Below are 20,517 nucleotides of genomic sequence, written 5' to 3' on the forward strand. Positions count from 1 at the left end.
GTGTCGGAGAGAAAGGAAGACGCCCGCCATGCCGATCCGCACGCGTTTCTGGGCCGAGCTGCGCTGGCCGGAATTCCGTGACCTGCCGGAGAACACGGTGGCGGTGCTGCCCATCGCCGCCACGGAGCAGCACGGGCCGCACCTGCCCGTCTCCACCGACCAGACCATCAATGCCGGCATCCTGGCCCGGGCGCTGACCCATTGCCCGCCGGAACTGCCGCTGCTGGTGCTGCCCCATCAGGCGGTGGGGCTTTCGGTGGAGCACCTGGCCTTCCCCGGCACGCTGACGCTGGACGAGGAAGGCTTCCTCGCGCTCGTCACCGCGATCGGCGCCAGCGCGGCGCGGGCGGGCGTGCGGCGGCTGGTGGTGATGAACGCCCATGGCGGCAACGGCGCGATGCTGGAGGTCGCCTGCCGCCGCCTCCGCGCCGCGCACCGTATCCTGGCGGTCAGCGCCCATTGGGACCGGATGGGACGCCCCGGGGAGCTCGCCGATCCGCTGGAGGCCCGCTACGGCATCCATGCCGGGCGGGACGAGACGGCGCTGATGCTGCGCCTTTCGCCCCAGGATGTGGACCGCGCCGCCATGGCCGACTTCCCCAGCGCCCGCCGGCGGCTGGAGGAGCAGGCCCCGGCCATCGCCTCCTCGCTGGGCGCCACGCTGGCCTGGCAGGCGCAGGACCTGAACCCGGCCGGGGCGGTGGGCAATGCCGCGAAGGCCACGGCGGAGATGGGCGAGGCGCTGCTGGATTTCGCCGCCCGGCGCATGGCCGGGCTCTGGCGGCAGGTGGCGGCGGTGGACCTGGACGCCTGGCTGCGGGATATGCCCGGGGACATGAACGGGGGGATATCCGGGGCGCCGTAGTCCCCGCCGTCAGGCCAGCGGCTTCACCGGCAGGCCCAGCGTCACCAGCGCCGCCCGCAGGTGCTCGGGCGAGGTGAAGTGGATGCCCTGCATCCCGAGGCCGGTGGCCGCCTGGGCGTTGGCCGGGTTGTCGTCGATATAGACGGCCTGTCGCGGGTCCACCCCGAAGCGTTCCAGCAGCAGGCGGTAGATGCGCGGGTCGGGCTTGATCAGCTTCTCCCGCCCGGACACCACCACGCCCCGGAACCAGCCCATGAAGTCGAAGCGCTCCTCCGCCACCGGAAAGGTCTCGGCGGACCAGTTGGTCAGGGCATAGAGCGGCACCCCGGCCTCGCGGAGTTCGCGCAGGATCTCCACCGTGCCGTCGATGGCGCCCCGGATCATCTCCGGCCAGCGCTGGTGGAAGGCGTCGATCAGCGCCTCCTGCCCCGGGTGCTGGGCGCGCAACAGGGCGGTGGCCTCGGCCCAGCTCCGCCCGGCATCCTGCTGCAGGTTCCATTCGTTGGTGCAGACCCCGGCCAGGAACTGCTCCATCCCCGCCTCGTCCCCGGGGAAGAGCTGGCGGTAGAGGTGGCGCGGGTCCCAATCCACCAGCACGCCGCCGAGATCGAAGATGACGATGCTGCGCGGTTCGGCGGCCATGCCGGGTTTCCTTCCGGATCGGGGTGGGGCGGAGCGGCGCAGACTGCCCGCTTCCGCCCGGGAAGTCAGCCACCCAGGAGGAATCGGCGCGCCGGGCCGGGACGGCGGCTGGCGCAGCGGGGGCCAGCCCGGCTAGATGAAAGGATGAGCGCCACCTTCCCGTCCGCCACCCCCATGCCTGCCGGGCCCTTTCCGGGATGAGTGCCGCCGCCGACGAGATGGTGGACGGCCGGGGCCGGGTCCGTCCGCACTGGCGCAGCATCCTGGGTGCCTTGTCCGGCCTGTCCGGCCCGGACCTGTCGGACCGCGCGCTCAGCCTGCACCGGGCGCTGGAGGAGGACGGGATCGCCTCGCTCCTGCCCTCCGAGGAGCGGGTGACGGCCTGGCGCTGCGACCTGCTGCCCATGCCTATCCCGGCGGGGGAGTTCGCCTATCTGGAGGCGGGGCTGGCGCAGCGGGGCCGGCTGCTGCAGGCGGTGCTGAAGGATGTCTATGGCCCCCGGCGCCTGCTGGCCGAGGGGCTGCTGCCCGCCGAGCTGGTCTTCAACAACGCAGGCTTCCTGCGCGCCTGCCGCACCACCGGCCCGGTGCCGCGCCCGCCCATGCTCAGCGTGCTGGCGACGGACCTGCAACGGGGCCAGGACGGGCAGTGGCGCGTGGCCGGGGATTCCATCGCCCGCATGGCCGGGCTGGCGCAGGCGCTGGAGAACCGCCGCCTGCTCGCCCGCACCATGCCGGAGCTGTTCCGCCGGGTGCCGCTGCGGCCGATGCGCCCCTTCCTGGAGGCCTGGCAGCTCTCGCTCCGCCATGCCCTGCCGCCCGGGCACGAGGAGGACGCCATCGCCCTGCTCACCCCGGCCGTGGGCGATCCGAGCTGGGCCGAGAACGTGGTGCTGACCCAGGCGCTGGACTGTATCCCGGTGGAGCCGGGGGACCTCACCGTGCGGCGGGGCCGGCTCTACCTGAAGACGCTGCGCGGCCTGCAGCCGATCGGCGCGCTGCTGCGGCGGATGCAGGGGCATCTGCTGGACCCGCTGGAATCCGATGGCCCCGCCGCGGGCGGCGTCGTCGGGCTGATGGATGCCGCGCGCAACGGCGCGGTGCGGATCGTCAACGACCCGGGCGCCGACATGGCGGAGGCCCCGGCGCTCGCCGCCTTCCTGCCGCGCCTCTGCGAGTTGCTGCTGGACGAGGCGCTGCGCCTGCCGGGGCTGCGCACGCTCTGGCTGGGCGATCCCGCCGCCCTGGAGGAAGTCCGCGCGGCGCCGGAACGGTGGATGCTGCGCTCCGCCACCGATCCGCGCAGCCCCGCCGTGCTTCTGGACCTGTCGAACCAGGCCCTTCTCGCCCGCCTGGAGGCCCGGCCGGAAGGCTGGGCGGCCACGGAGATCTCCCCGCCCTCGCAGGCGCCCTGCTGGGTGAGCGATGCCGGGGAGGATGGGACCGGCGCCAAGGTGCCGCTTCCCGTGCGGCTCCGCATGTTCCTGGCCGGCGACGACGCGGGCGGCGCCCCCTTCTGGCGGGTGCTGCCCGGCGGCTTCGCCCATATCCTGGAGGACGGCGCCCATGCCTTCACGCGGGTGCCGGAGGGCGGGCTGTCCAAGGATGTCTGGGTGCTGGAGGACGAGGCGGAGGCCGGGCTGCTTCCCGCCCTCCAGTCGCCGCCGCTGGCGCTGCGCCGGATGGCGGCCGGCATGCCGTCCCGGGCCGGGGACAACCTGTTCTGGCTGGGCCGCTACGTGGAGCGGCTGGACACCGCCGCACGCCTTTCGCGCGCCGCCCTGGTGCGGCTGGAGCGCGACGCCCTGTTGCCGCACGAGCTGGCGGAGCTGCACACCCTGGCCCGCTGCCTGGTGCCCGCCGGGCTGGTGAAGGTGGAGGACTTCCCCGTTGCCGGGGATGCGGGGCCGTTGCGCCGCGCGCTGCTGCGCGCCGCCCGGCCGGATGAAGCCCTGTCCCGCGCCTTCGGGCGCATCGCCCGGCTGGTCGAGGCCACGCGCGACCGCCAGACCGGCGACATGCACGACGCCTTCCTGCAGCCCTTGCGGGAGATGCGGGACAAGCTGCCCCAGGTGCGCGACCTGCAAGCCCTGTCCCGCCTGCACCGTGCCGCCATGCGCTATGCCGCCGGGGTCGCCGGGGTGGCGGCGGAGAACATGGTGCGCGGCGGCGCCCATACCTTTCTGGACCTCGGGCGCCGGGTGGAACGGGCCCAGTCCATCGCCTCCGCCCTGTCCATGGCGCTCGACCAGCCGCCGGCGCGGCTGGAGGCCGGGCTGCGCCTCGCCCTGGAGCTGTGCGATTCCGTGATCACCTACCGCACGCGCTACCTGGCCGCGCCGCAGGCGGAACCCGTGCTGCGGCTGGTCCTGGCCGATGCCGGCAACCCCCGCGGGCTGGGCTTCCAGTTCGCCCGCGCACGCGAGCTGCTGGAGAGCCTGGCCGGCCTCGATGACAGCCTGGCCGGGGAGGCGGAGGCCCTGTGGCAGGAGACCTTCGCCATCGCCGAGGGGCCGGCGGCCGTTGTGCCCGCCCGGCTGCGGGGGGTGGAGGAGCGCGCGGGCAACCTCGCCGAAGGGATCTCGCGCCAGTATTTCACGCTGCTGCCGCAGGCGCGGTCGCTGGTGCCGGTCATCGGGCGGGGGATGGCATGATCCTGCGCGTCCGGCACGTCACCAGCTATGCCTATGGCCATCCGGTGGAGATGGCCACCCACATGCTCTGCCTGACGCCGCGCGACCTGCCGGCGCAGCGCGTGCTGAGCACGGGCCTGACCAGCACGCCGGAGGCCGCCCGGGTCACCACCGGGCAGGACCATTTCGGCAACCATGTCACCTGGCTCTTCCTCGACAGCCCGCATGAGCGCTTCGAGGTGGTGACCGAGGCGGTGGTGGATGTGCGGTTCCCGCCCCCTCCCCCGGCCGGCTCGACCCTGCCCTGGGAGGCTGTGGCGGCCCTCGCGCCGCGTGATCCGGAGGCCGCGGAGTTCACCTTCCCCAGCCCCATGGTCCGGGTGGGCGATGCGGCGCGGGACTTCGCCGCCGCCTCCTTTCCCGCCGGCCGGCCGGTGCTGGAAGGGCTGCTGGACCTGAATTCCCGCTTCAGGAAGGAATTCCGCTTCCGCTCCGGCGTCACCGGCATCGCCACGCCGGTGGACGAGGTGCTGCGGCGGCGCGAAGGCGTCTGCCAGGACTTCTCCCACGTCATGATCGCCGGGTTGCGCGCCCTCGGCCTGCCGGCGCGCTATACCTCCGGCTATATCCGCACCTATCCGCCGCCGGGGCAGCCGCGCCGCGTCGGCGCCGACATGTCCCATGCCTGGGTCGGCGCCTGGCTGGGGCCGGAGCTCGGCTGGCTGGATCTGGACCCGACCAACGACATCCTGCTCTCGGAGGAGCACGTCCTGCTCGGCTGGGGACGGGATTTCGGCGACGTCTCGCCGCTGCGCGGCATCATCCTGGGCGGCGGGCGGCACAAGCTGGAAGTGGGCGTGGACCTGGCGCCGGTCGGCGAGGATTGATTCCGGACGGCGGAACGCGCCAACCCATGGGCGCGCGTGCACCGGCCGTCGCCGCGGAGCCATGCTCTCCGGCATGATCCCCCGACGCCGCTTGCTTCCCGGAGCCCGCTCAGGTATAGGAATAAAATCAACCCACATCGTGGCGCAACGGCCCCCCGGGAACACGAGCCTGGGCACTCCCCCGGTTCGCGACACCGGGCACGGCCCTGCATCCGTCCGGTCGGATAAAGGGCTAAAATCCTAAAATCCTAAAATCCTAAAAATCTGCACGGCGCGCGTGACGGAAGGCCCTGACCCGTGAAGGCGGACGGCACCGGCTCGCGACGCGTCCGGCGGCCTGCGTTCCGCCGTTCGATGACACGTCTCCCTCGTCTTGCCGCAAGGTCGCGGGCGACGCAGGCTGCGCCCGCATTCCAGGGAGTGGGACGAGATGACGGAATCGCGGATCGCGGTGGTGACGGGCGCCGGCTCGGGGATTGGGCGCGCGGCCACGCTGGCGTTGCTGGCCGATGGCTGGTCGGTGGCCCTGGCCGGGCGGCGGCGCGATGCGCTGGAGGAGACGGTGGCGCAGGCGGGCGAGCATGGCGGCCACTGCCTGCCGGTGCCGGCCGACATCACCGACGCGGCCTCGGTGAAGGCGCTCTTCGCCACGGTGAAGCAGCGCTGGGGGCGGCTGGACCTGCTGTTCAACAATGCCGGGCGCGGCAGCCCCGCCGTGGATTTCGACGAGATCAGCGACGACGACTGGTTCGGCGTGGTGGCGGCGAACCTGAACGGCGCCTTCCTCTGCGCCCGCGCCGCCTATGCGATGATGAAGGCGCAGGACCCGAAGGGCGGCCGCATCATCAACAACGGCTCGATCAGCGCCTATGCCCCCCGGCCCGGCAGCGCGCCCTATACCGCCACCAAGCACGCTGTCAGCGGCCTGACCAAGTCAATCAGCCTGGACGGGCGCAAGCACGGCATCGCCTGCGGCCAGGTCGACGTGGGCAATGCCGCGACCGAGATGACCGAGCGCATGACCCGGGGCGTGCCGCAGGCGGACGGGCGAATGATGGTGGAGCCGCGGATGGACGTGGCACATGTCGGGCGCGCCGTGGCCCATATGGCCGCGCTGCCGCTCGACGCGAATGTGCAGAGCATGACCATCATGGCCACCGCCATGCCCTTCGTCGGGCGCGGCTGAGCCAGCGGACGGGGGAGGACGCCGCCCTCCCCGTTCCACGCCTCAGCGGGCGCGGGCGATGCAGAAGCGGATGATGTCGGACAGGGCTTGGCGCTCCGGCCCCTGCGGAAAGAGGTCCAGCGCCCGCTGCGCCGAGCGGCCGTAATCCTCCGCCAGCGCCAGGGTGGCACCCAGCGTGTCGTGTCGGCGCATCAGCTCCAGGGCGCGTTCCAGGTCGCCCTCGCCCTGCTCCCGCTCCTCCAGCACCCGGCGCCAGAAGACGCGCTCCGCCTCGTCGCCCCGCTGGAAGGCCAGCAGGACCGGAAGGGTGATCTTGCCCTCGCGGAAATCGTCGCCGACCGTCTTGCCCAGCTCGGCCTGGCGCGCGGAATAGTCCAGCGCATCGTCCACGAGCTGGAAGGCCATGCCGAGGTCGCGGCCATAGGCGTGCAGCGCCTGGGCCTCGGCTTCCGGCCGGTCGGCCACCACGGCGCCGATCTCGGTGGCGGCGGCGAAGAGCGCGGCGGTCTTGCCGGCGATGACCTGGAGGTACTGCTCCTCGGTCGTGGCCGTGTCGTTCTGGATGACGAGCTGCAGCACCTCGCCCTCCACGATCGTGGCGGCGGCCTGGCTCAGGATAGCGAGTACGCGCAGCGAGCCGTCGCGCACCATCAGCTGGAAGGCACGGGCGAAGAGGAAGTCACCCACCAGAACCGAGGGCTTGTTGCCGAACAGCGCGTTGGCGCTGGCCTGGCCGCGGCGCAGGGAGCTCTCGTCCACCACGTCGTCATGCAGCAGCGTGGCGGTGTGCAGGAACTCCACGCAGGCGGCCAGGGCGGCATGGCGCTCCCCCCGGTAGCCGCACATGCGCGCGGCGGCCAGGGTGAGCAACGGCCGCAGGCGCTTGCCCCCGGCCGCGACGATATGCGCGGCGAGCTGCGGGATCAGGGAGACCGGGCTGTCCATGTGCTCGACGATGAGCCGGTTGCACAGCTCCAGATCGTCGCGGACCAGCTTGGTCAGAACCACGAGCGCAGCCTCGGGATTCTCGTCGTCGGGCGTCGGCGTGACGGCTACGCTCAAGCAGGAAATGACCTTAGAAGACCGGCCGGCAACATAACCATGACGGGCAGCCACGCCAAGGCGCGCGCGCCCACAACCCTGCCGGAGCACGCATGCACATCCTGGCCACGGGCCTCGACCCGGTCCGCCTGAGCTTCCTGCAGGCCTTGTTGCGGGATGCGGGCATCCCGTCCATCGTCCTCGACGCCCATGTCAGCGCCGTGGAGGGCGGGATCGGCGCCTTCCCCCGCCGGCTGGCGGTCCGGCAGGAGGATGCCCGCGCCGCCGAGACGGTGCTGCGGGAGGCGGGCGAGACGGGCGCGTGACCGGCGGCCCCATTCTCACCGAGGACCGGCTGCTCGATGGCCGGGTCCTGCTGCGCCAGCCCGCCGACGGGCTGCGGGCGGGCCTGGATGCCGTGATGCTGGCGGCGCATGTCCCGGCCCGGCCCGGGGAGGCGGTGCTGGAGCTCGGCTGCGGCAGCGGTGCCGCGCTGCTCTGCCTGCTGGCCCGCATCCCGGGCCTCGAAGGCATCGGGGTGGAGCGCGACCCTGGCCTAGCCGCCCTCGCGGCGGAGAACCTGCGCCGGAACGGCTGGGAGGGGCGCGCCCAGGTCCGAACCGCGGATATCGCCTGCCCGGAGGCCCTGCCCGGCCGGGGATTCGCGGCGCATGGCCTGGCCAATCCGCCCTACTGGACGGGCGGCACCGCCTCGCCCGATCCGCGCCGGGCGGCGGCGATGCACGAGGCGGAGCCGGTGCCGCTGCCTCTCTGGGCGAAGGTCCTGGCCCGGGGCATCCGCCCGGGCGGGTCCGCGACGCTGATCCTGCCCGCGCATCGGCATGGCGAGGGCTGGGCGGCCTTGCGCGGGGCCGGCTTCGGGGCCGTCTCGCTCTTCCCGCTCTGGCCAAGGGCTGGGCGGGAGGCGAAGCGGGTCATGTTGCAGGGCTGGCTGGCGCGGCGGGGGCCGGACCGGGTTCTGCCCGGGCTGGTGCTGCATGAGGGCCCGGGCTGGTCCGCCGGGGCGGAGGCCGTGCTGCGACAGGGGGCCGCCCTGCCCGGCTGAGCGGCGCGGCCGTCCCTCGCTTCAGCCCTGCGCTTCCGGATGGCGCAGCAGCCAGAGCCGCTCATGCGCCGCCACGAGGCTTTCCATGTTCTTGCGCCGGTTGACGTCCGGATGCACCGGCTTGCGGGTCAGCATGACCTCGAGAAGCCGCAGGAGATCCTCCGCGACCTCGAAATCCTCCTGGTCGCAGGCATGGTGGAAAGCAATCAGGATCTTGTCCGAGAGGCGCCGCGTCTGCCGCGGGGCCGAGCCTGGACGCGTGCCCGGCTTTGTCGTCTCGCTGCTATCGTTATCAGCCATGTCGAGGCCGGCACCCCACGCTATGATCGGATGGATTGACGTCATTTCGTCAAATACACGCAGTCCAATTTATCCGGTGCCAGCGTGCCACGAAACCCCGTCACTGTACCGTCATTTTCGACCGAAGAAACACAAATTTGAGACACCGCCCGTCATCCTGGGCAGTGCCTCCCCTGCTTTCTCCGATTTCGCTCAGTGCCGGGAGCGTTCCGAGACAGAAACATCCTTGGATTCCGCGGCGGAGGCGTTGAACACGCTGTCCTCGAAGGCCTCTTCCCAACTTCCGGTTGTGGAAGCCTTGGAATACTCCGTGGCACGGTTCTCGAAGAAATTCGTGTGCTCGATGGCATTCAGCATCTCGTCGAGCCAGGGCAGCGGGTTGCGCTCGATCCGGTAGACCGGCTCCAGGCCGAGCTGCTGCAGCCGGCGGTCGGCGATGAAGCGGATGTACTGCTTCACCTCCGGCGCGGTCAGTCCCTGCACGTCGCCCAACTCGAAGGCGAGGTCGATGAAGGCGTCCTCGTGTTCCACGATCGTCTCGCAGATCTGCGTGATCTCGCGGCGCAGGGCCTCCGTCCAGATCTCCGGATTCTCCTGCACGAAGGTGTGGAAGAGCTTGATCACGGACAGGCAGTGCAGCGTCTCGTCGCGCACCGACCAGGTGACGATCTGTCCCATCCCCTTCATCTTGTTGAAGCGAGGGAAGTTCAGCAGGATCGCGAAGGAGGCGAAGAGCTGGAGCCCCTCGGTGAAGGCGCCGAAGGCGGCCAGCGTCTTGGCGATCTCGGTCTTCGAATCGACCGAGAAGCCCTGCATGTAGTCGTACTTGTCCTTCATCTCCTTGTACTTGAGGAAGGCCTGGTACTCGGTTTCGGGCATCCCGATGGTGTCGAGGAGATGGCTGTAGGCCGCGATATGCACCGTCTCGATGTTCGAGAAGGCCGACAGCATCATGAGCACCTCCGTCGGCTTGAACACCTGGGAGTAGTGCTTCATGTAGCAGTTGTTCACCTCCACGTCCGACTGCGTGAAGAAGCGGAAGATCTGCGTCACGAGGTTGCGCTCCACCTCGGACAGGTTCTTCTGCCAGTCCTTCACGTCATCGGCCATCGGCACCTCTTCCGGCAGCCAGTGGACGCGCTGCTGCGTCAGCCAGGCGTCATAGGCCCAGGGATAGCGGAAGGGCTTGTAGACCGGATTGGCGGTCAGCAGGTCGAAATGCGGCGGCATCTCGTCGGAGGGGTTGTGGCCATCGGGCATGGGGCGTCTCGCTGCGTTTTCAGTCTGTCTCGTTGGCGGCGCGAGGAAGGGGCCGGTGGGGCGGCCTCCATGCCGGGGCGCTGGCCCCCGCCACCTTCCGCCGGGGGAGCCCCCGCCGCGCCGGACCCGGCTCCGCCTACTGGCAGGCCAGGCATTCCTCGTAGTTGGTGGTCCCGCCAGCCGCCTGCTGCGCCACCAGCGGCAGCGGGATCTGCGCCCCCTCCGCCACGGCGGCCAGGCCCAGCGAGGGCTGCATCGCCACCTTCTCGCTGATCGTGTCGGCGCGCTGGATGGAGAGCGAGCGGCAGTAGTAGAGCGACTTCATCCCCTTCTTCCAGGCCTGGAAGTGGATCTGGTGCAGGTCGCGCTTGTGCACGTTCGCCGGCAGGAAGATGTTCACCGACTGCGCCTGGCAGATATAGGGCGTACGATCGGCGGCGTGCTCGATCACCCAGCGCTGGTCCAGCTCGAAGGCGGTCTTGAACACGGCCTTCTCCTGATCGTCCAGGAAGTCTAGGTGCTGCACCGAGCCCTTGCTGACGGTGATGCTGGTCCAGGTGTCGTCGTCGTCGCGGCCGTGCTTCGCCAGCACCTTCTTCAGATGCGGGTTGCGCACGATGAAGGAGCCGGAAAGCGTCTTGTGGTTGTACACATTGGCCGCGATGGGCTCGATGCCGGCCGAGGCACCGCCGCAGATGACGCTGATCGAGGCCGTGGGCGCGATCGCCATCTTGTTCGAGAAACGCTCGTTGAAGCCGTACTCCGCCGCATCCGGGCAGGGGCCGCGCTCATTGGCGAGCCTGACGCTGGCGGCATCGGCCTGGGCGCGGATATGCTTGAACATCCGCTTGTTCCAGACCTTGGCCACCACGCTCTCGAAGGGAACGTTCTGCGCCTGCAGGAAGGAGTGGAATCCCATCACGCCGAGGCCCACCGAGCGCTCGCGCATGGCGCTGTAGCGCGCGCGGGCCATGCTGTCGGGCGCCGTGTCGATGAAGCTCTGCAGCACGTTGTCGAGGAAGCGCATCACGTCCTCGATGAAGGTCGGATGGTCCTTCCACTCGAACCAGGTCTCGAAGTTCAGCGAGGAAAGGCAGCACACGGCGGTGCGCTGCTGCCCGTGCTGGTCGCGGCCCGTGGGCAGCGTGATCTCGGAGCAGAGGTTGGAGGTCTTCACCTCCAGCCCGGCCAGCTTGTGGTATTCGGGGCGCGCGTTGTTCACCGCGTCGCTGTAGATGATGTAGGGCTCGCCCTGCTCGATGCGCGCCAGCAGGATACGGATCCAGAGGCCGCGCGCGGAGATCTTGCGGATGACCGCGCCGTCCTTGGGGCTGGTCAGCGCCCATTCCTCGTCGGCCTCCACCGCGCGCATGAAGGCGTCGGGGATCAGGACGCCGTGGTGGAGGTTCAGCGCCTTGCGGTTCGGGTCGCCGCCGGTGGGGCGGCGGATGTCGATGAACTCCTCGATCTCGGGATGCGAGACCGGCAGGTAGACGGCGGCCGAGCCGCGCCGCAGCGATCCCTGGGAGATCGCGAGCGTCAGGCTGTCCATCACGCGGATGAAGGGCACGATGCCGGAGGTCTTGCCGTTCTGGCCGACCTTCTCGCCGATCGAGCGCAGGTTGCCCCAGTAGGAGCCAATGCCGCCGCCCTTGGAGGCGAGCCAGACATTCTCGTTCCACAGGCCCAGGATGCCGTCCAGACTGTCATCCGCCTCGTTCAGGAAGCAGGAGATCGGCAGGCCGCGCGTGGTGCCGCCATTGGACAGCACCGGCGTCGCCGGCATGAACCAGAGCCTGGAGATGTAGTCGTAGATCCGCTGCGCATGTGCGGCGTCGTCGCCATAGGCCGATGCGACGCGGGCGAAGAGGTCCTGGTAGGATTCGCCGGGAAGCAGGTAGCGGTCGTCGAGCGTGGCCTTGCCGAAGTCGGTCAGCAGCGCGTCGCGGCTCCGGTCGATGGTGACCTGGCCATGCCCCTCAAGCTGAACGGCGTCGAACATGGCGGTCCTCTCCTTAGGCGGGTCCGGGGGCGGTGAAACACGGAAACGGAATCCGACGCGGGAGTCGGGGCGGGATTCTTAACACCACATCTGGTGGGGTTCCAGGGAAAGGCCGCTAGACGTTGTGGCTGGAGACCGACAGGGCGGATTGCGCGAAACGCCGCGGCAATCCTTGCTTTTCCCCCTCGCAAGGTGCCGCGGGGCGGATGATGGCGCCGTCCTTATCCCCCTTTTCCCCGTTTTCCACAGGCGATACGGAGACCACGGGAGGCACCGACCTCAAAGCTTCACTGGCTACCTCACCTTCCGGTGACTAGCGGAACGCTCCCCGTAGCCCGTGGAATCCAAGCCGTCACCATGCCCAGCAAGCCTGTCGAGAACCTGTCGCCCGTGCCGGCGGAACGGCGCGCAGAATTCGCCGCCCTGCCGCCCCTGCGGGAGGCGCATGCCGGGGCCATGGCCTCGGTGGCCGCCTTCGGCGAGATCGAATCCGCCGCCGCGCCGGCCGGGGTGGAGAAGAGCCTGCTGCGCGTGGCGGCCTGGAACCTGGAGCGCTGCCTCTATCCCGATGCGGCCGCGCGCCTGCTGCGGCAGCAGGGGGTGGACCTGGTCCTGCTCTCCGAGATGGATTCCGGCATGCTGCGCACGGGGCAGCGCCACACCACGCGCGACCTCGCCGGCTTCCTCGGCCATGGCCATGCCTATGCGCTGGAGTTCCTGGAGTTGGCACCCATGCCGGCGCCGGTCGCCTACGACGATCCCGCGACCGATAACAGGCTGGGCTTCCACGGCAACGGCTTCACCAGCGCCCTGCCCTTCCGCGACCCGGTGGCGATCCGGCTGGACGAGGTCGCGGACTGGTTCATCGACCCGCCCGGCGGGCAGAAGCGCATCGGCACGCGCATGGCGGTGGCGGCCACCTTCCGCTGCGGCGATCGGGAATTCGTCGGCTGCTCGGTGCATCTGGAAAGCCGCGCCGACTTCGCCGGCCGCGCCCGGCAGATGCGCGGGCTGCTGGATGCGCTGGATGCCTATGCCGGCTCATTGCCGGTGCTGATCGGCGGCGACCTCAACACGAAAGTGGCGCCGGGCGGCCATGACGATCCGGAGGAGATGCTTTTCGGCGAAGCGGCGGCGCGGGGCTATGACTGGTCCGGCTGCAACCTCGCCGGCGTCACCACCCGCCGCAGCACCTGGAGCAGCGGCCTGAACCCGCGTCAGCTCGACTGGTTCTGCACGCGCGGCCTGGTGGCCGAGGCACCCGCGGTGATGCCCTCGGTGGACGAGGTCGGAAAGGTCCTTTCCGACCATGATGCGATCCTGCTGACGCTGCGCCTCTGACGACGCGCGGCCGGGAGGGACGCGGCCTCCCTCCCGGCCGTCATGTTCAGCGCATCGGCGGCGGGTATTGCAGCCCGCCCTTGTTCCACAGGTTGTTCAGCCCACGCTGCACGCCCATCGGGGTGATGTTGCGGTCCCAGACCTCGGCGTAGTTGCCGACCTGCTTGACCACCTGCACGGCCCAGTCCGCCGGCACGCCGAGCATCTTGCCCAGGTCGCCGCTCTTGCCCATGAAGCGCTGGACCTCGGGGTTGTTGTTGTCCACGAAGCTCTCGACGTTCTTCGAGTTCATGCCCAGCTCCTCGGCGGTGAGCTGGGCGTAGTGCGTCCATTTCACGATGTCGAAGAACTTCCAGTCGCCCTTGCGGACCATGGAGCCGAGCGGCTCCTTCGAGATGATCTCCGGCAGGATGGTGTACTCGCCGGCATTGGCACCCTGGCTGAAGCGGAAGGAGGCGAGCGAGGAGGCATCGGTGGTGAAGGCGTCGCAACGGCCGCTGATGAAGGCACTGCGGATCTCCTCGATGCTCTCGATCACCACCGGGGTGAACTTCATGTTGTTCGAGCGGAAGTAGTCGGTGAGGTTCAGCTCGGTGGTCGATCCCGGCTGCACGCAGACGGAGGCCCCGTCGAGCTCCTTCACCGACTTCACGCCGGAGGCCGTCTTCACCGCGAAGCCGGTGCCGTCATAGAAGTTCACCGCGGCGAATTCGAGGCCCAGCGCCGCCTCGCGCCCCAGCGTCCAGGTGGTGGAGCGCACCAGCATGTCCACCTCGCCCGATTGTAGGGCGGTGAAGCGGTTGGTGGCGGTGGTGTTGACGAAGCGGACCTTGTTCGCATCGCCCAGGATGGCCGTGGCGACGGCGCGGCAGGTATCGGAATCGATGCCCTTCATCACGCCCTGGCTGTCGGGCAGGCTGAAGCCGACATTGTTGCCGGCGACGCCGCAGAGCAGGTAGCCGCGCTCCTTGATCGCCCCCATCGTGTCGGCGGCGGGCTGGGCCGAAGCCTGGTGCGCGGCTGGAAACGCGGAGATGGCGACGGCCAGGGCGGCCGCCGCGACGCTCGTCATGCGCATCGTGTCTTACCCTTCCCAGGGGCCTCCGTTCCGTTGGAGGCCGATGGGTCGAGCGTCGCCGTGCTACCGCCCGCCAAACAAGCGGTGGTTTACTCCCATTCGATGGTCCCGGGCGGCTTGCTGGTCACGTCGTAGGCAACGCGGTTGATCCCGCGCACCTCGTTGACGATCCGGTTGGCAACCCGGCTCAGGAAGGCGATCTCGAAGGGATAGACATCCGCCGTCATGCCGTCCGTGCTGGTGACGGCGCGCAGGGCGCAGGCCTGGTCGTAGGTGCGGCCGTCACCCATCACGCCCACGGTGCGGACCGGCAGCAGCACCGCGAAGGCCTGCCAGATCGCGTCGTAGAGGCCGGCATTGCGGATCTCCTCCAGGAAGACCAGGTCCGCCTGCTGCAGGATCTGCACCTTTTCCCGCGTCACCTCGCCGGGGATACGGATGGCGAGCCCCGGCCCCGGGAAGGGGTGGCGGCCAACGATGGCTTCCGGCATGCCCAGTTCACGGCCCAGGGCGCGGACCTCGTCCTTGAACAGCTCGCGCAGCGGCTCGACGAGCTTCATGCGCATGTTCTCGGGCAGGCCGCCGACATTGTGGTGCGACTTGATGGTGACGGAGGGGCCGCCGGTGGCGGAGACGCTCTCGATCACGTCCGGATAGAGCGTGCCCTGGGCCAGGAAATCGGCGCCGCCGATCTTGGCCTGCTCCTCCTCGAAGACCTCGATGAACAGCCGGCCGATGGTCTTGCGCTTCACCTCCGGGTCGGTGACGCCCTTCAGCGCGCCGAGGAAGAGGTCGGAGGCGTCGCGGTGCACCAGCTTGATGTTGAAGCGGTCTCGGAAGGTGGCGAGCACCTGCTCCGTCTCGCCCGCGCGCATCAGCCCGTGATCGACATAGATGCAGGTGAGCTGGTCGCCGATCGCCTCGTGGATCAGCACCGCCGCCACCGAGGAATCGACGCCGCCGGACAGGCCGCAGATCACCCGGCCGGCGCCGACCTGGGCGCGGATGCGGGCGATCTCCTCGGCGCGGAAGGCGCCCATGGTCCAGTCACCCTTGCAGCCGCAGACGGCATGCGTGAAGTTCCGCAGCAGCGCGGCGCCGTGCGGCGTGTGCACGACCTCCGGGTGGAACTGCACGCCGTAATAGTGGCGGCTGTCATCGGCGATGATGGCGAGCGGCGCGCCCTCGCTCACGCCCACCGGGCGGAAGCCTTCCGGCAGGCGCGTCACGCGGTCGCCATGGCTCATCCAGACCTGCTCGCGGGCGCCCTTCTCCCAGACGCCCTGGGTCAGGGCGCAACCGTCGGTGATCTCGACGAAGGCGCGGCCGAACTCGCGGTGATGGCCGCTCTCCACCAGCCCGCCGAGCTGGGCGCACATGGTCTGCTGCCCGTAGCAGATGCCCAGCACCGGCAGCTTGAGGTCGAAGACGGCCTGCGGCGCGCGGGGGCTCTCGCCCTCGTTCACGCTGGCCGGGCCGCCGGACAGGATGATGCCGCGCGGCTGGAAGTCGCGGATACGGTCGTCGCTGGCGGTGAAGGGCCAGATCTCGCAATACACCCCGCTCTCGCGCAGGCGGCGCGCGATCAGCTGCGTCACCTGGCTGCCGAAATCGAGGATCAGGATGCGGTCATGCCCCCCAGCGGCCTCTTGCGCCGAGGCGGGGGCTGGGGTGACGGGAGTCGTCGCGGTGGGGTCGGCCATGGCGGCGCGAAGCACGGCGGAAGGGGCGGCGTCAACCACTTCCTGCGCAGGGCAGGTCAGCCGCGGGAAGAAACGGCTGTGGCGTCGAGCAGGGTCTCGATCGGGTCCCAGGCGATGGCAGTCTGCTGCACTGCCCGGCCGCCGACCTGGATGACCTCCTGAGCGACTGGGCGCCCGCCGAGATGGCGGTAGAAGAAGCGGGCATGGTTGTCGGACAGCACCCAGAGCATGGCCGAGGCGCAGCCGATCGCCGCCAGGTGCGCGGCGGAGGCCCGCAGCAGCCGGCGGCCGATTCCCTGGTCCCGGTAGTCGCTGAGGACATAGAGGGTGGCGACCTCGCCCTCCCCCCAGCGGCTTCCCATCCCCGCGCGCCGGGCGGGACCGGCCGAGGCGAAGCCCACGACGCGCCGGCCCGGCTCCGGGATCTCGGCGACGAAGAGCGCCTCGCCCTCCCGCCGGGAGATCAGCCCCTGGCCGTAGCCGGCGCCGATCCGCTGCGGCGAGAGGTTGGCGAGGTAGTCGTCCGGCAGCAGCCCGGCATAGGAATCACGCCAGGCCGCGACATGCACGGCGCCGATGGCGAAGGCATCCTGCGGCCGGGCGCGGCGGATGGCGGTCACGATGTCCCGGCCTCCCGCCGCTCCAGCACGGCGCAGAAGAAGCCGTCCGTCTCCTCCCGGTGCGGCGCCAGGGCCAGGAAATCCCCTTCCGTGCCCGAGGCGCCACCCAGGATGCCACCCAGGCCGGCGCCCATAGCGGCACCGGGCCTGACCGGAACCGCCTCCCCTTCCCACCCGGCGAAGCCCTGCGCCCAGGCCTCCGCCAGCGGCACCGCCCGGAACTCCGGATGGTCGCTCAGAAACTCCCGCACCTGCACCTCATCCTCCCCGGGCAGGACCGAGCAGGTAGCGTAGACCAGCTTTCCCCCCGGGCGCACCAGGGAAGCCGCGCGGCGCAATATCTCGCCCTGTTTCACCTGGAGCTCCGCCAGGTCGCCCGCGCCGGTACGCAGCCGGGCATCGGGGTTGCGCCGCCAGGTGCCGGTGCCGGTGCAGGGCGCATCCACCAGGACGCGGTCGAACTGCCCCGCCCGGCGCTTGGCCCAGCGGTCGCCAGGCACCAGCAGATGCGTCTCTGCATTGTCCACCCCGGCCCGGCGCAGGCGCTGCGAGGCCCCCGAGAGCCGCGGCACGGATACGTCGCAGGCCACGATCCGCCCGCGATTGTCCATGGCGGCCGCCATGGCCAGGGTCTTGCCCGCCGCCCCGGCGCAGTAGTCGGCGACCCGCATCCCCGGCCGCGCATCGGCCAACAGGGCGATGAGCTGCGAGCCCTCGTCCTGGATCTCCACCAACCCCTCGCGGAAGGCGCGGGTGGCCAGGATCGGCTGACGCTCCGCCAGCCGTAGGCCCCAAGGGGACAGGGTGGTGGGCTGTGCCGTGATGCCCTCCGCGGCCAGCGCGGTGATGGCCGTCTCGCGCGTGCCCTTCAGCAGGTTCACCCGCAGGTCCAGCGGCGCGGCGCCGCTCATGGCCTTCGCCGCCTCCGGCAGTTCCGGGCCGAAACGCTCGCGGAAGCCCGGCAGCGCCCAGCCGGGGATGTTGAGCCGGATCTCCTCGGGCATCTCCGGGCGCAGCAGCGGTGGCCGCAGGGCGGAAAGGACGCGGCGCTCGCCCGGCTCCAGCGGCGCCTCCGCATGGCGTTCGCCACTGAAGGCAGCCAGCACGGCCTGAAGGGATTCCCCGGAGGCCATGAGCATGTAGGTCGCGACCAGCAGGCGCGGCGTCGGCTGGCCGCCGACACGTCCCAGGTGCCAGTCGAGGCGCAGCCGCTCCCGCACCACGCCCCAGGCGATCTCCGCCACGGCGCGGCGGTCGCCGCCCCCGATATAGCGGCGCGCCCGGAAGAACTCGTTGGCCACCGCGTCCGCCGGGCGACGGGGCTGGGCCTCCTGCTGCTCCAGCAGGGTGACGGCGGCGGCGATACGGGCGGCGGGGGTCATCTCAAGAATTCTGCCTGAACGGGCAACGCCCCGGGAAGGCGCCTGGATGGCAGCGCCTCGGCCCGGGGCGGGTTGCATGGAAAGGAATGGCTCCGGCCCGGCCTGCCGCCGGGCCGGAGGAAGGGTCTCAGCCGTCGGCGCGGTAGTTCGGCGCCTCGCGGGTGATCGCCACGTCATGAACATGGCTTTCCCGCAGCCCGGCATTGGTGATGCGGCGGAAGCGGCAGTTGCGCTGCATCTCCGCCATCGTGCCGTTGCCGGTATAGCCCATGGCCGAGCGCAGCCCGCCCACGAGCTGGTGGATCACCGCGCCGACCGGGCCCTTGTAGCCGATGCGGCCCTCGATCCCCTCGGGCACGAACTTCAGGCTGTCCTGTACCTCGGCCTGGAAGTAGCGGTCGGCCGAGCCGCGCGCCATGGCGCCCAGCGATCCCATGCCGCGATAGGACTTGAAGGAGCGGCCCTGGTAGAGGAAGACCTCGCCCGGCGCCTCGTCCGTGCCGGCGAAGAGGCTGCCCATCATCACGCAATCGGCGCCGGCGGCGATGGCCTTGGCGATGTCGCCCGAGGTGCGGATGCCGCCATCGGCGATGGCCGGCACGTCCTTTTCCCGCGCCGCGGCGGAGCATTCCAGCACCGCCGTCAGCTGCGGCACGCCGACGCCGGCCACGATCCGGGTCGTGCAGATGGAGCCCGGGCCGATGCCGATCTTCACCGCATCGGCGCCCGCCTCGATCAGCGCCAGCACCGCCTCCGGCGTCGCCACGTTGCCAGCGATCACCTGCACGCTGTTGGAGAGCTGCTTCACCCGCTCCACCGCCTTCAGCACGCCGGCGGAATGGCCATGGGCGGTGTCCACCACGATCACGTCCACCTCGGCATCCACCAGGGCCTCGGCGCGGCGCAGCCCGTCCTCGCCCGTGCCGGTCGCGGCGGCGGCGCGCAGGCGGCCCATCGCGTCCTTCACGGCGGACGGGTTGGCCTGGGCCTTGTCCATATCCTTGACGGTGATCAGGCCGATGCAGCGGTACTGGTCGTCCACCACCAGCAGCTTCTCGATCCGGTGCTTGTGCAGCAGCGACCGCGCCTGCTCCGGCGTGGCGTCGTTCAGCACGGTGACGAGGTTCTCCCGCGTCATCAGCTCATAGACCCGGAGGTTGGGGTCCGTGGCGAAGCGCACGTCGCGGCTGGTGACGATGCCGACAAGGCGCTTGCTTTCCCGCTCCACCACGGGGATGCCGCTGATGTGGTGCTGGTCCTGCAGGGCGCGGACATCGGCCAGGGTCTGGTCGGGATGGATGGTGACGGGGTTCACCACCATGCCGCTCTCGAACTTCTTCACCCGGCGGACCTGGGCGGCCTGCTCCTCGATGGAAAGGTTCTTGTGGATCACGCCGATGCCGCCGGCCTGGGCCATGGCGATGGCCATGGGGGCCTCGGTCACCGTGTCCATCGCCGCGGCGACGAGCGGGATGTTCAGCCGGATTTCCCGCGTCAGCCTGGTGCGGGTGTCGGTCTGGGAGGGCAGGACGGTGGAATAGCCGGGAACCAGCAGCACGTCGTCGAAGGCGAAGGCCTCCTCGAAGGTGATGCGGCTGTCGATTCGGGGGAGCATATCGGGTGCCATGGGCGGGGGCCTCTCGGGGGATGGCGCTGCGCGACCTTGGCGGCCCCTCCTACGCTGCCGGGGCGGTCGATGGCAAGCTTCTCCGCCCGTGCAGGTTGTCCCGCACGATCCTGGCAGGGTCGCGCCCGCCGCAGGGCCGCCGGCCTGGACGCACCGCCACCGCGGTCCCAGATCTCAGTCGTTTGAGCCGCGGAAGCCCTGGGCCACGACATAGGCCTCGGCGCTGTCTTTGCGGCTGGCGGGTGGCTTGGCATGGCGCACCTGGGCGTAATCGCGCTTGAGCGCGGCCAGCAGCTCCTTTTCCGTGCCGCCCTGGAAGACCTTCGCCACGAAGCCGCCTCCCGGCGCCAGGACACGCCGCGCGAAATCCGCCGCCAGCTCCACCAGCCCCATGATCCGCAGATGGTCGGTCGCGTTGTGGCCGGTGGTGTTGGGCGCCATGTCGGACAGCACCAGGTCCGCCTGCCCGTCCAGCGCCGCCAGCACCGCATCCTCGCCCGCCTGCTCGGTGAAGTCGCCCTCCAGCAGCACCGCCCCGTGGATCGGGTCGATCGGCAGCAGGTCCAGCGCGACCACCCGGCCGCGGTCGCCGATCGTCTTCAGTGCGACCTGGGTCCAGCCCCCGGGCGCGGCGCCCAGGTCCACCACGCGCTGGCCCGGTTTCAGCAGCTTGAAGCGCTCGTCCAGTTCCAGCAGCTTGAAGGCGGCCCGCGATCGCCATCCGGCGGCCTTGGCGGCGCGGACATAGGGGTCGTTGATCTGGCGTTCCAGCCAGCGCTGGGAGGCGGTCGTCCGGCCCTTGGCGGTGCGCAGGCGCGCGGTGAGGCCGCGATCGGCGGGAGGTTTCATGGACCTCTTATAGAGCAGGTCGCCATGGATGGAGC

The 20,517-nt window shown here is 70.5% G+C and carries 18 protein-coding genes; 7 read left to right on the forward strand and 11 right to left on the reverse strand.

Features of this window, described 5'->3' with window-relative positions; all coding sequences use genetic code 11:
- Nucleotides 1-28: 28 nt before the first annotated feature.
- Entirely contained in the window at nucleotides 29-865 is an 837-nt protein-coding gene (locus tag BT98_RS23465) for a creatininase family protein (protein WP_019460636.1), read from the forward strand.
- A gap of 9 nt (nucleotides 866-874) precedes the next feature.
- Here BT98_RS23465 and BT98_RS0106610 read toward each other — a convergent pair whose 3' ends face one another.
- Nucleotides 875-1,507: an HAD family hydrolase gene (locus BT98_RS0106610; RefSeq protein ID WP_019460635.1), complete on the reverse strand. Its 633-nt coding sequence runs from the start codon at nucleotides 1,505-1,507 to the stop codon at nucleotides 875-877.
- Nucleotides 1,508-1,704: 197 nt separating this feature from the next.
- Between BT98_RS0106610 and BT98_RS23470 the strand changes: the two genes are divergently transcribed.
- The 3 genes from BT98_RS23470 (at nucleotide 1,705) to BT98_RS0106625 (ending at nucleotide 6,213) form a co-directional block, all read left to right on the forward strand.
- Nucleotides 1,705-4,161 (forward strand): circularly permuted type 2 ATP-grasp protein, encoded by a 2,457-nt coding sequence (locus tag BT98_RS23470; protein ID WP_019460634.1) that lies wholly within the window; start codon nucleotides 1,705-1,707, stop codon nucleotides 4,159-4,161.
- Nucleotides 4,158-5,027, forward strand: coding sequence for a transglutaminase family protein (locus BT98_RS0106620; protein WP_019460633.1), 870 nt, complete (start codon nucleotides 4,158-4,160; stop codon nucleotides 5,025-5,027). The genes BT98_RS23470 and BT98_RS0106620 overlap by 4 nt, the downstream gene beginning before the upstream one ends.
- A gap of 430 nt (nucleotides 5,028-5,457) precedes the next feature.
- A complete protein-coding gene (locus BT98_RS0106625) occupies nucleotides 5,458-6,213 on the forward strand; it encodes an SDR family oxidoreductase (RefSeq protein WP_019460632.1) in 756 nt (251 codons plus the stop codon).
- Between the two features lie 42 nt (nucleotides 6,214-6,255).
- Here BT98_RS0106625 and BT98_RS0106630 read toward each other — a convergent pair whose 3' ends face one another.
- A complete protein-coding gene (locus tag BT98_RS0106630) occupies nucleotides 6,256-7,275 on the reverse strand; it encodes a polyprenyl synthetase family protein (protein WP_051004772.1) in 1,020 nt (339 codons plus the stop codon).
- Between the two features lie 92 nt (nucleotides 7,276-7,367).
- Here BT98_RS0106630 and BT98_RS0106635 point away from each other — a divergent pair, with 92 nt between their 5' ends.
- Both BT98_RS0106635 and BT98_RS0106640 read left to right on the forward strand, forming a co-directional pair.
- A complete protein-coding gene (locus BT98_RS0106635) occupies nucleotides 7,368-7,580 on the forward strand; it encodes a putative signal transducing protein (protein WP_019460630.1) in 213 nt (70 codons plus the stop codon).
- Nucleotides 7,577-8,320, forward strand: a complete 744-nt coding sequence (locus tag BT98_RS0106640) for a tRNA1(Val) (adenine(37)-N6)-methyltransferase (RefSeq protein ID WP_019460629.1) — start codon at nucleotides 7,577-7,579, stop codon at nucleotides 8,318-8,320. The genes BT98_RS0106635 and BT98_RS0106640 overlap by 4 nt, the downstream gene beginning before the upstream one ends.
- Nucleotides 8,321-8,341: 21 nt before the next feature.
- Here the strand turns inward: BT98_RS0106640 and BT98_RS0106645 are convergent, their stop codons facing one another.
- The 3 genes from BT98_RS0106645 to BT98_RS0106655 form a co-directional block, all read right to left on the reverse strand.
- Nucleotides 8,342-8,620, reverse strand: coding sequence for a hypothetical protein (locus BT98_RS0106645; RefSeq protein ID WP_019460628.1), 279 nt, complete (start codon nucleotides 8,618-8,620; stop codon nucleotides 8,342-8,344).
- A gap of 192 nt (nucleotides 8,621-8,812) precedes the next feature.
- The gene (locus tag BT98_RS23475) at nucleotides 8,813-9,880 is read right to left on the reverse strand and encodes a ribonucleotide-diphosphate reductase subunit beta (RefSeq protein WP_019460627.1); all 1,068 of its coding nucleotides are present in this window, start codon (nucleotides 9,878-9,880) and stop codon (nucleotides 8,813-8,815) included.
- A 136-nt stretch (nucleotides 9,881-10,016) separates the two neighbouring features.
- Entirely contained in the window at nucleotides 10,017-11,882 is a 1,866-nt protein-coding gene (locus BT98_RS0106655) for a ribonucleoside-diphosphate reductase subunit alpha (RefSeq protein ID WP_019460626.1), read from the reverse strand.
- Between the two features lie 357 nt (nucleotides 11,883-12,239).
- On the opposite strand from BT98_RS0106655, the gene BT98_RS0106660 reads away from it, so the two are divergent.
- Complete coding sequence (locus BT98_RS0106660) at nucleotides 12,240-13,223, forward strand: endonuclease/exonuclease/phosphatase family protein (RefSeq protein ID WP_019460625.1); 984 nt, start codon at nucleotides 12,240-12,242, stop codon at nucleotides 13,221-13,223.
- Nucleotides 13,224-13,269: 46 nt separating this feature from the next.
- Here the strand turns inward: BT98_RS0106660 and BT98_RS0106665 are convergent, their stop codons facing one another.
- From BT98_RS0106665 to BT98_RS0106690, 6 genes are all read right to left on the reverse strand, one after another.
- Nucleotides 13,270-14,301 (reverse strand): amino acid ABC transporter substrate-binding protein, encoded by a 1,032-nt coding sequence (locus BT98_RS0106665; RefSeq protein ID WP_019460624.1) that lies wholly within the window; start codon nucleotides 14,299-14,301, stop codon nucleotides 13,270-13,272.
- Between the two features lie 89 nt (nucleotides 14,302-14,390).
- Nucleotides 14,391-16,004, reverse strand: coding sequence for a glutamine-hydrolyzing GMP synthase (guaA, locus tag BT98_RS0106670; RefSeq protein ID WP_037250041.1), 1,614 nt, complete (start codon nucleotides 16,002-16,004; stop codon nucleotides 14,391-14,393).
- 56 nt (nucleotides 16,005-16,060) lie between these two features.
- On the reverse strand, nucleotides 16,061-16,624 hold the full coding sequence (locus tag BT98_RS0106675; RefSeq protein ID WP_019460622.1) for a GNAT family N-acetyltransferase: 564 nt from the start codon (nucleotides 16,622-16,624) through the stop codon (nucleotides 16,061-16,063).
- A complete protein-coding gene (locus BT98_RS0106680; RefSeq protein WP_019460621.1) occupies nucleotides 16,621-18,006 on the reverse strand; it encodes an RsmB/NOP family class I SAM-dependent RNA methyltransferase in 1,386 nt (461 codons plus the stop codon). The genes BT98_RS0106675 and BT98_RS0106680 overlap by 4 nt, the downstream gene beginning before the upstream one ends.
- Nucleotides 18,007-18,133: 127 nt before the next feature.
- On the reverse strand, nucleotides 18,134-19,633 hold the full coding sequence (gene guaB, locus BT98_RS0106685; protein WP_026033104.1) for an IMP dehydrogenase: 1,500 nt from the start codon (nucleotides 19,631-19,633) through the stop codon (nucleotides 18,134-18,136).
- 174 nt (nucleotides 19,634-19,807) lie between these two features.
- Nucleotides 19,808-20,482 carry an RlmE family RNA methyltransferase gene (locus BT98_RS0106690; RefSeq protein WP_019460619.1) on the reverse strand — a complete coding sequence of 225 codons (675 nt, stop codon included), beginning with the start codon at nucleotides 20,480-20,482 and terminating at the stop codon, nucleotides 19,808-19,810.
- Nucleotides 20,483-20,517: the final 35 nt, after the last annotated feature.

Source organism: Roseomonas mucosa ATCC BAA-692 (assembly GCF_000622225.1).
Taxonomy (GTDB): Bacteria; Pseudomonadota; Alphaproteobacteria; order Acetobacterales; family Acetobacteraceae; genus Roseomonas; species Roseomonas mucosa.

Excerpts from the sequence above, each read along its gene's own strand:
- BT98_RS23465 (WP_019460636.1), top strand. The coding sequence starts at position 29 with ATGCCGATCCGCACGCGTTTCTGGGCCGAGCTGCGCTGGCCGGAATTC.
- BT98_RS0106610 (WP_019460635.1), bottom strand. The coding sequence starts at position 1,507 with ATGGCCGCCGAACCGCGCAGCATCGTCATCTTCGATCTCGGCGGCGTG.
- BT98_RS23470 (WP_019460634.1), top strand. The coding sequence starts at position 1,705 with ATGAGTGCCGCCGCCGACGAGATGGTGGACGGCCGGGGCCGGGTCCGT.
- BT98_RS0106620 (WP_019460633.1), top strand. The coding sequence starts at position 4,158 with ATGATCCTGCGCGTCCGGCACGTCACCAGCTATGCCTATGGCCATCCG.
- BT98_RS0106625 (WP_019460632.1), top strand. The coding sequence starts at position 5,458 with ATGACGGAATCGCGGATCGCGGTGGTGACGGGCGCCGGCTCGGGGATT.
- BT98_RS0106635 (WP_019460630.1), top strand. The coding sequence starts at position 7,368 with ATGCACATCCTGGCCACGGGCCTCGACCCGGTCCGCCTGAGCTTCCTG.
- BT98_RS0106645 (WP_019460628.1), bottom strand. The coding sequence starts at position 8,620 with ATGGCTGATAACGATAGCAGCGAGACGACAAAGCCGGGCACGCGTCCA.
- BT98_RS23475 (WP_019460627.1), bottom strand. The coding sequence starts at position 9,880 with ATGCCCGATGGCCACAACCCCTCCGACGAGATGCCGCCGCATTTCGAC.
- BT98_RS0106655 (WP_019460626.1), bottom strand. The coding sequence starts at position 11,882 with ATGTTCGACGCCGTTCAGCTTGAGGGGCATGGCCAGGTCACCATCGAC.
- BT98_RS0106660 (WP_019460625.1), top strand. The coding sequence starts at position 12,240 with ATGCCCAGCAAGCCTGTCGAGAACCTGTCGCCCGTGCCGGCGGAACGG.
- BT98_RS0106665 (WP_019460624.1), bottom strand. The coding sequence starts at position 14,301 with ATGCGCATGACGAGCGTCGCGGCGGCCGCCCTGGCCGTCGCCATCTCC.
- guaA (WP_037250041.1), bottom strand. The coding sequence starts at position 16,004 with ATGGCCGACCCCACCGCGACGACTCCCGTCACCCCAGCCCCCGCCTCG.
- BT98_RS0106680 (WP_019460621.1), bottom strand. The coding sequence starts at position 18,006 with ATGACCCCCGCCGCCCGTATCGCCGCCGCCGTCACCCTGCTGGAGCAG.
- guaB (WP_026033104.1), bottom strand. The coding sequence starts at position 19,633 with ATGGCACCCGATATGCTCCCCCGAATCGACAGCCGCATCACCTTCGAG.
- BT98_RS0106690 (WP_019460619.1), bottom strand. The coding sequence starts at position 20,482 with ATGAAACCTCCCGCCGATCGCGGCCTCACCGCGCGCCTGCGCACCGCC.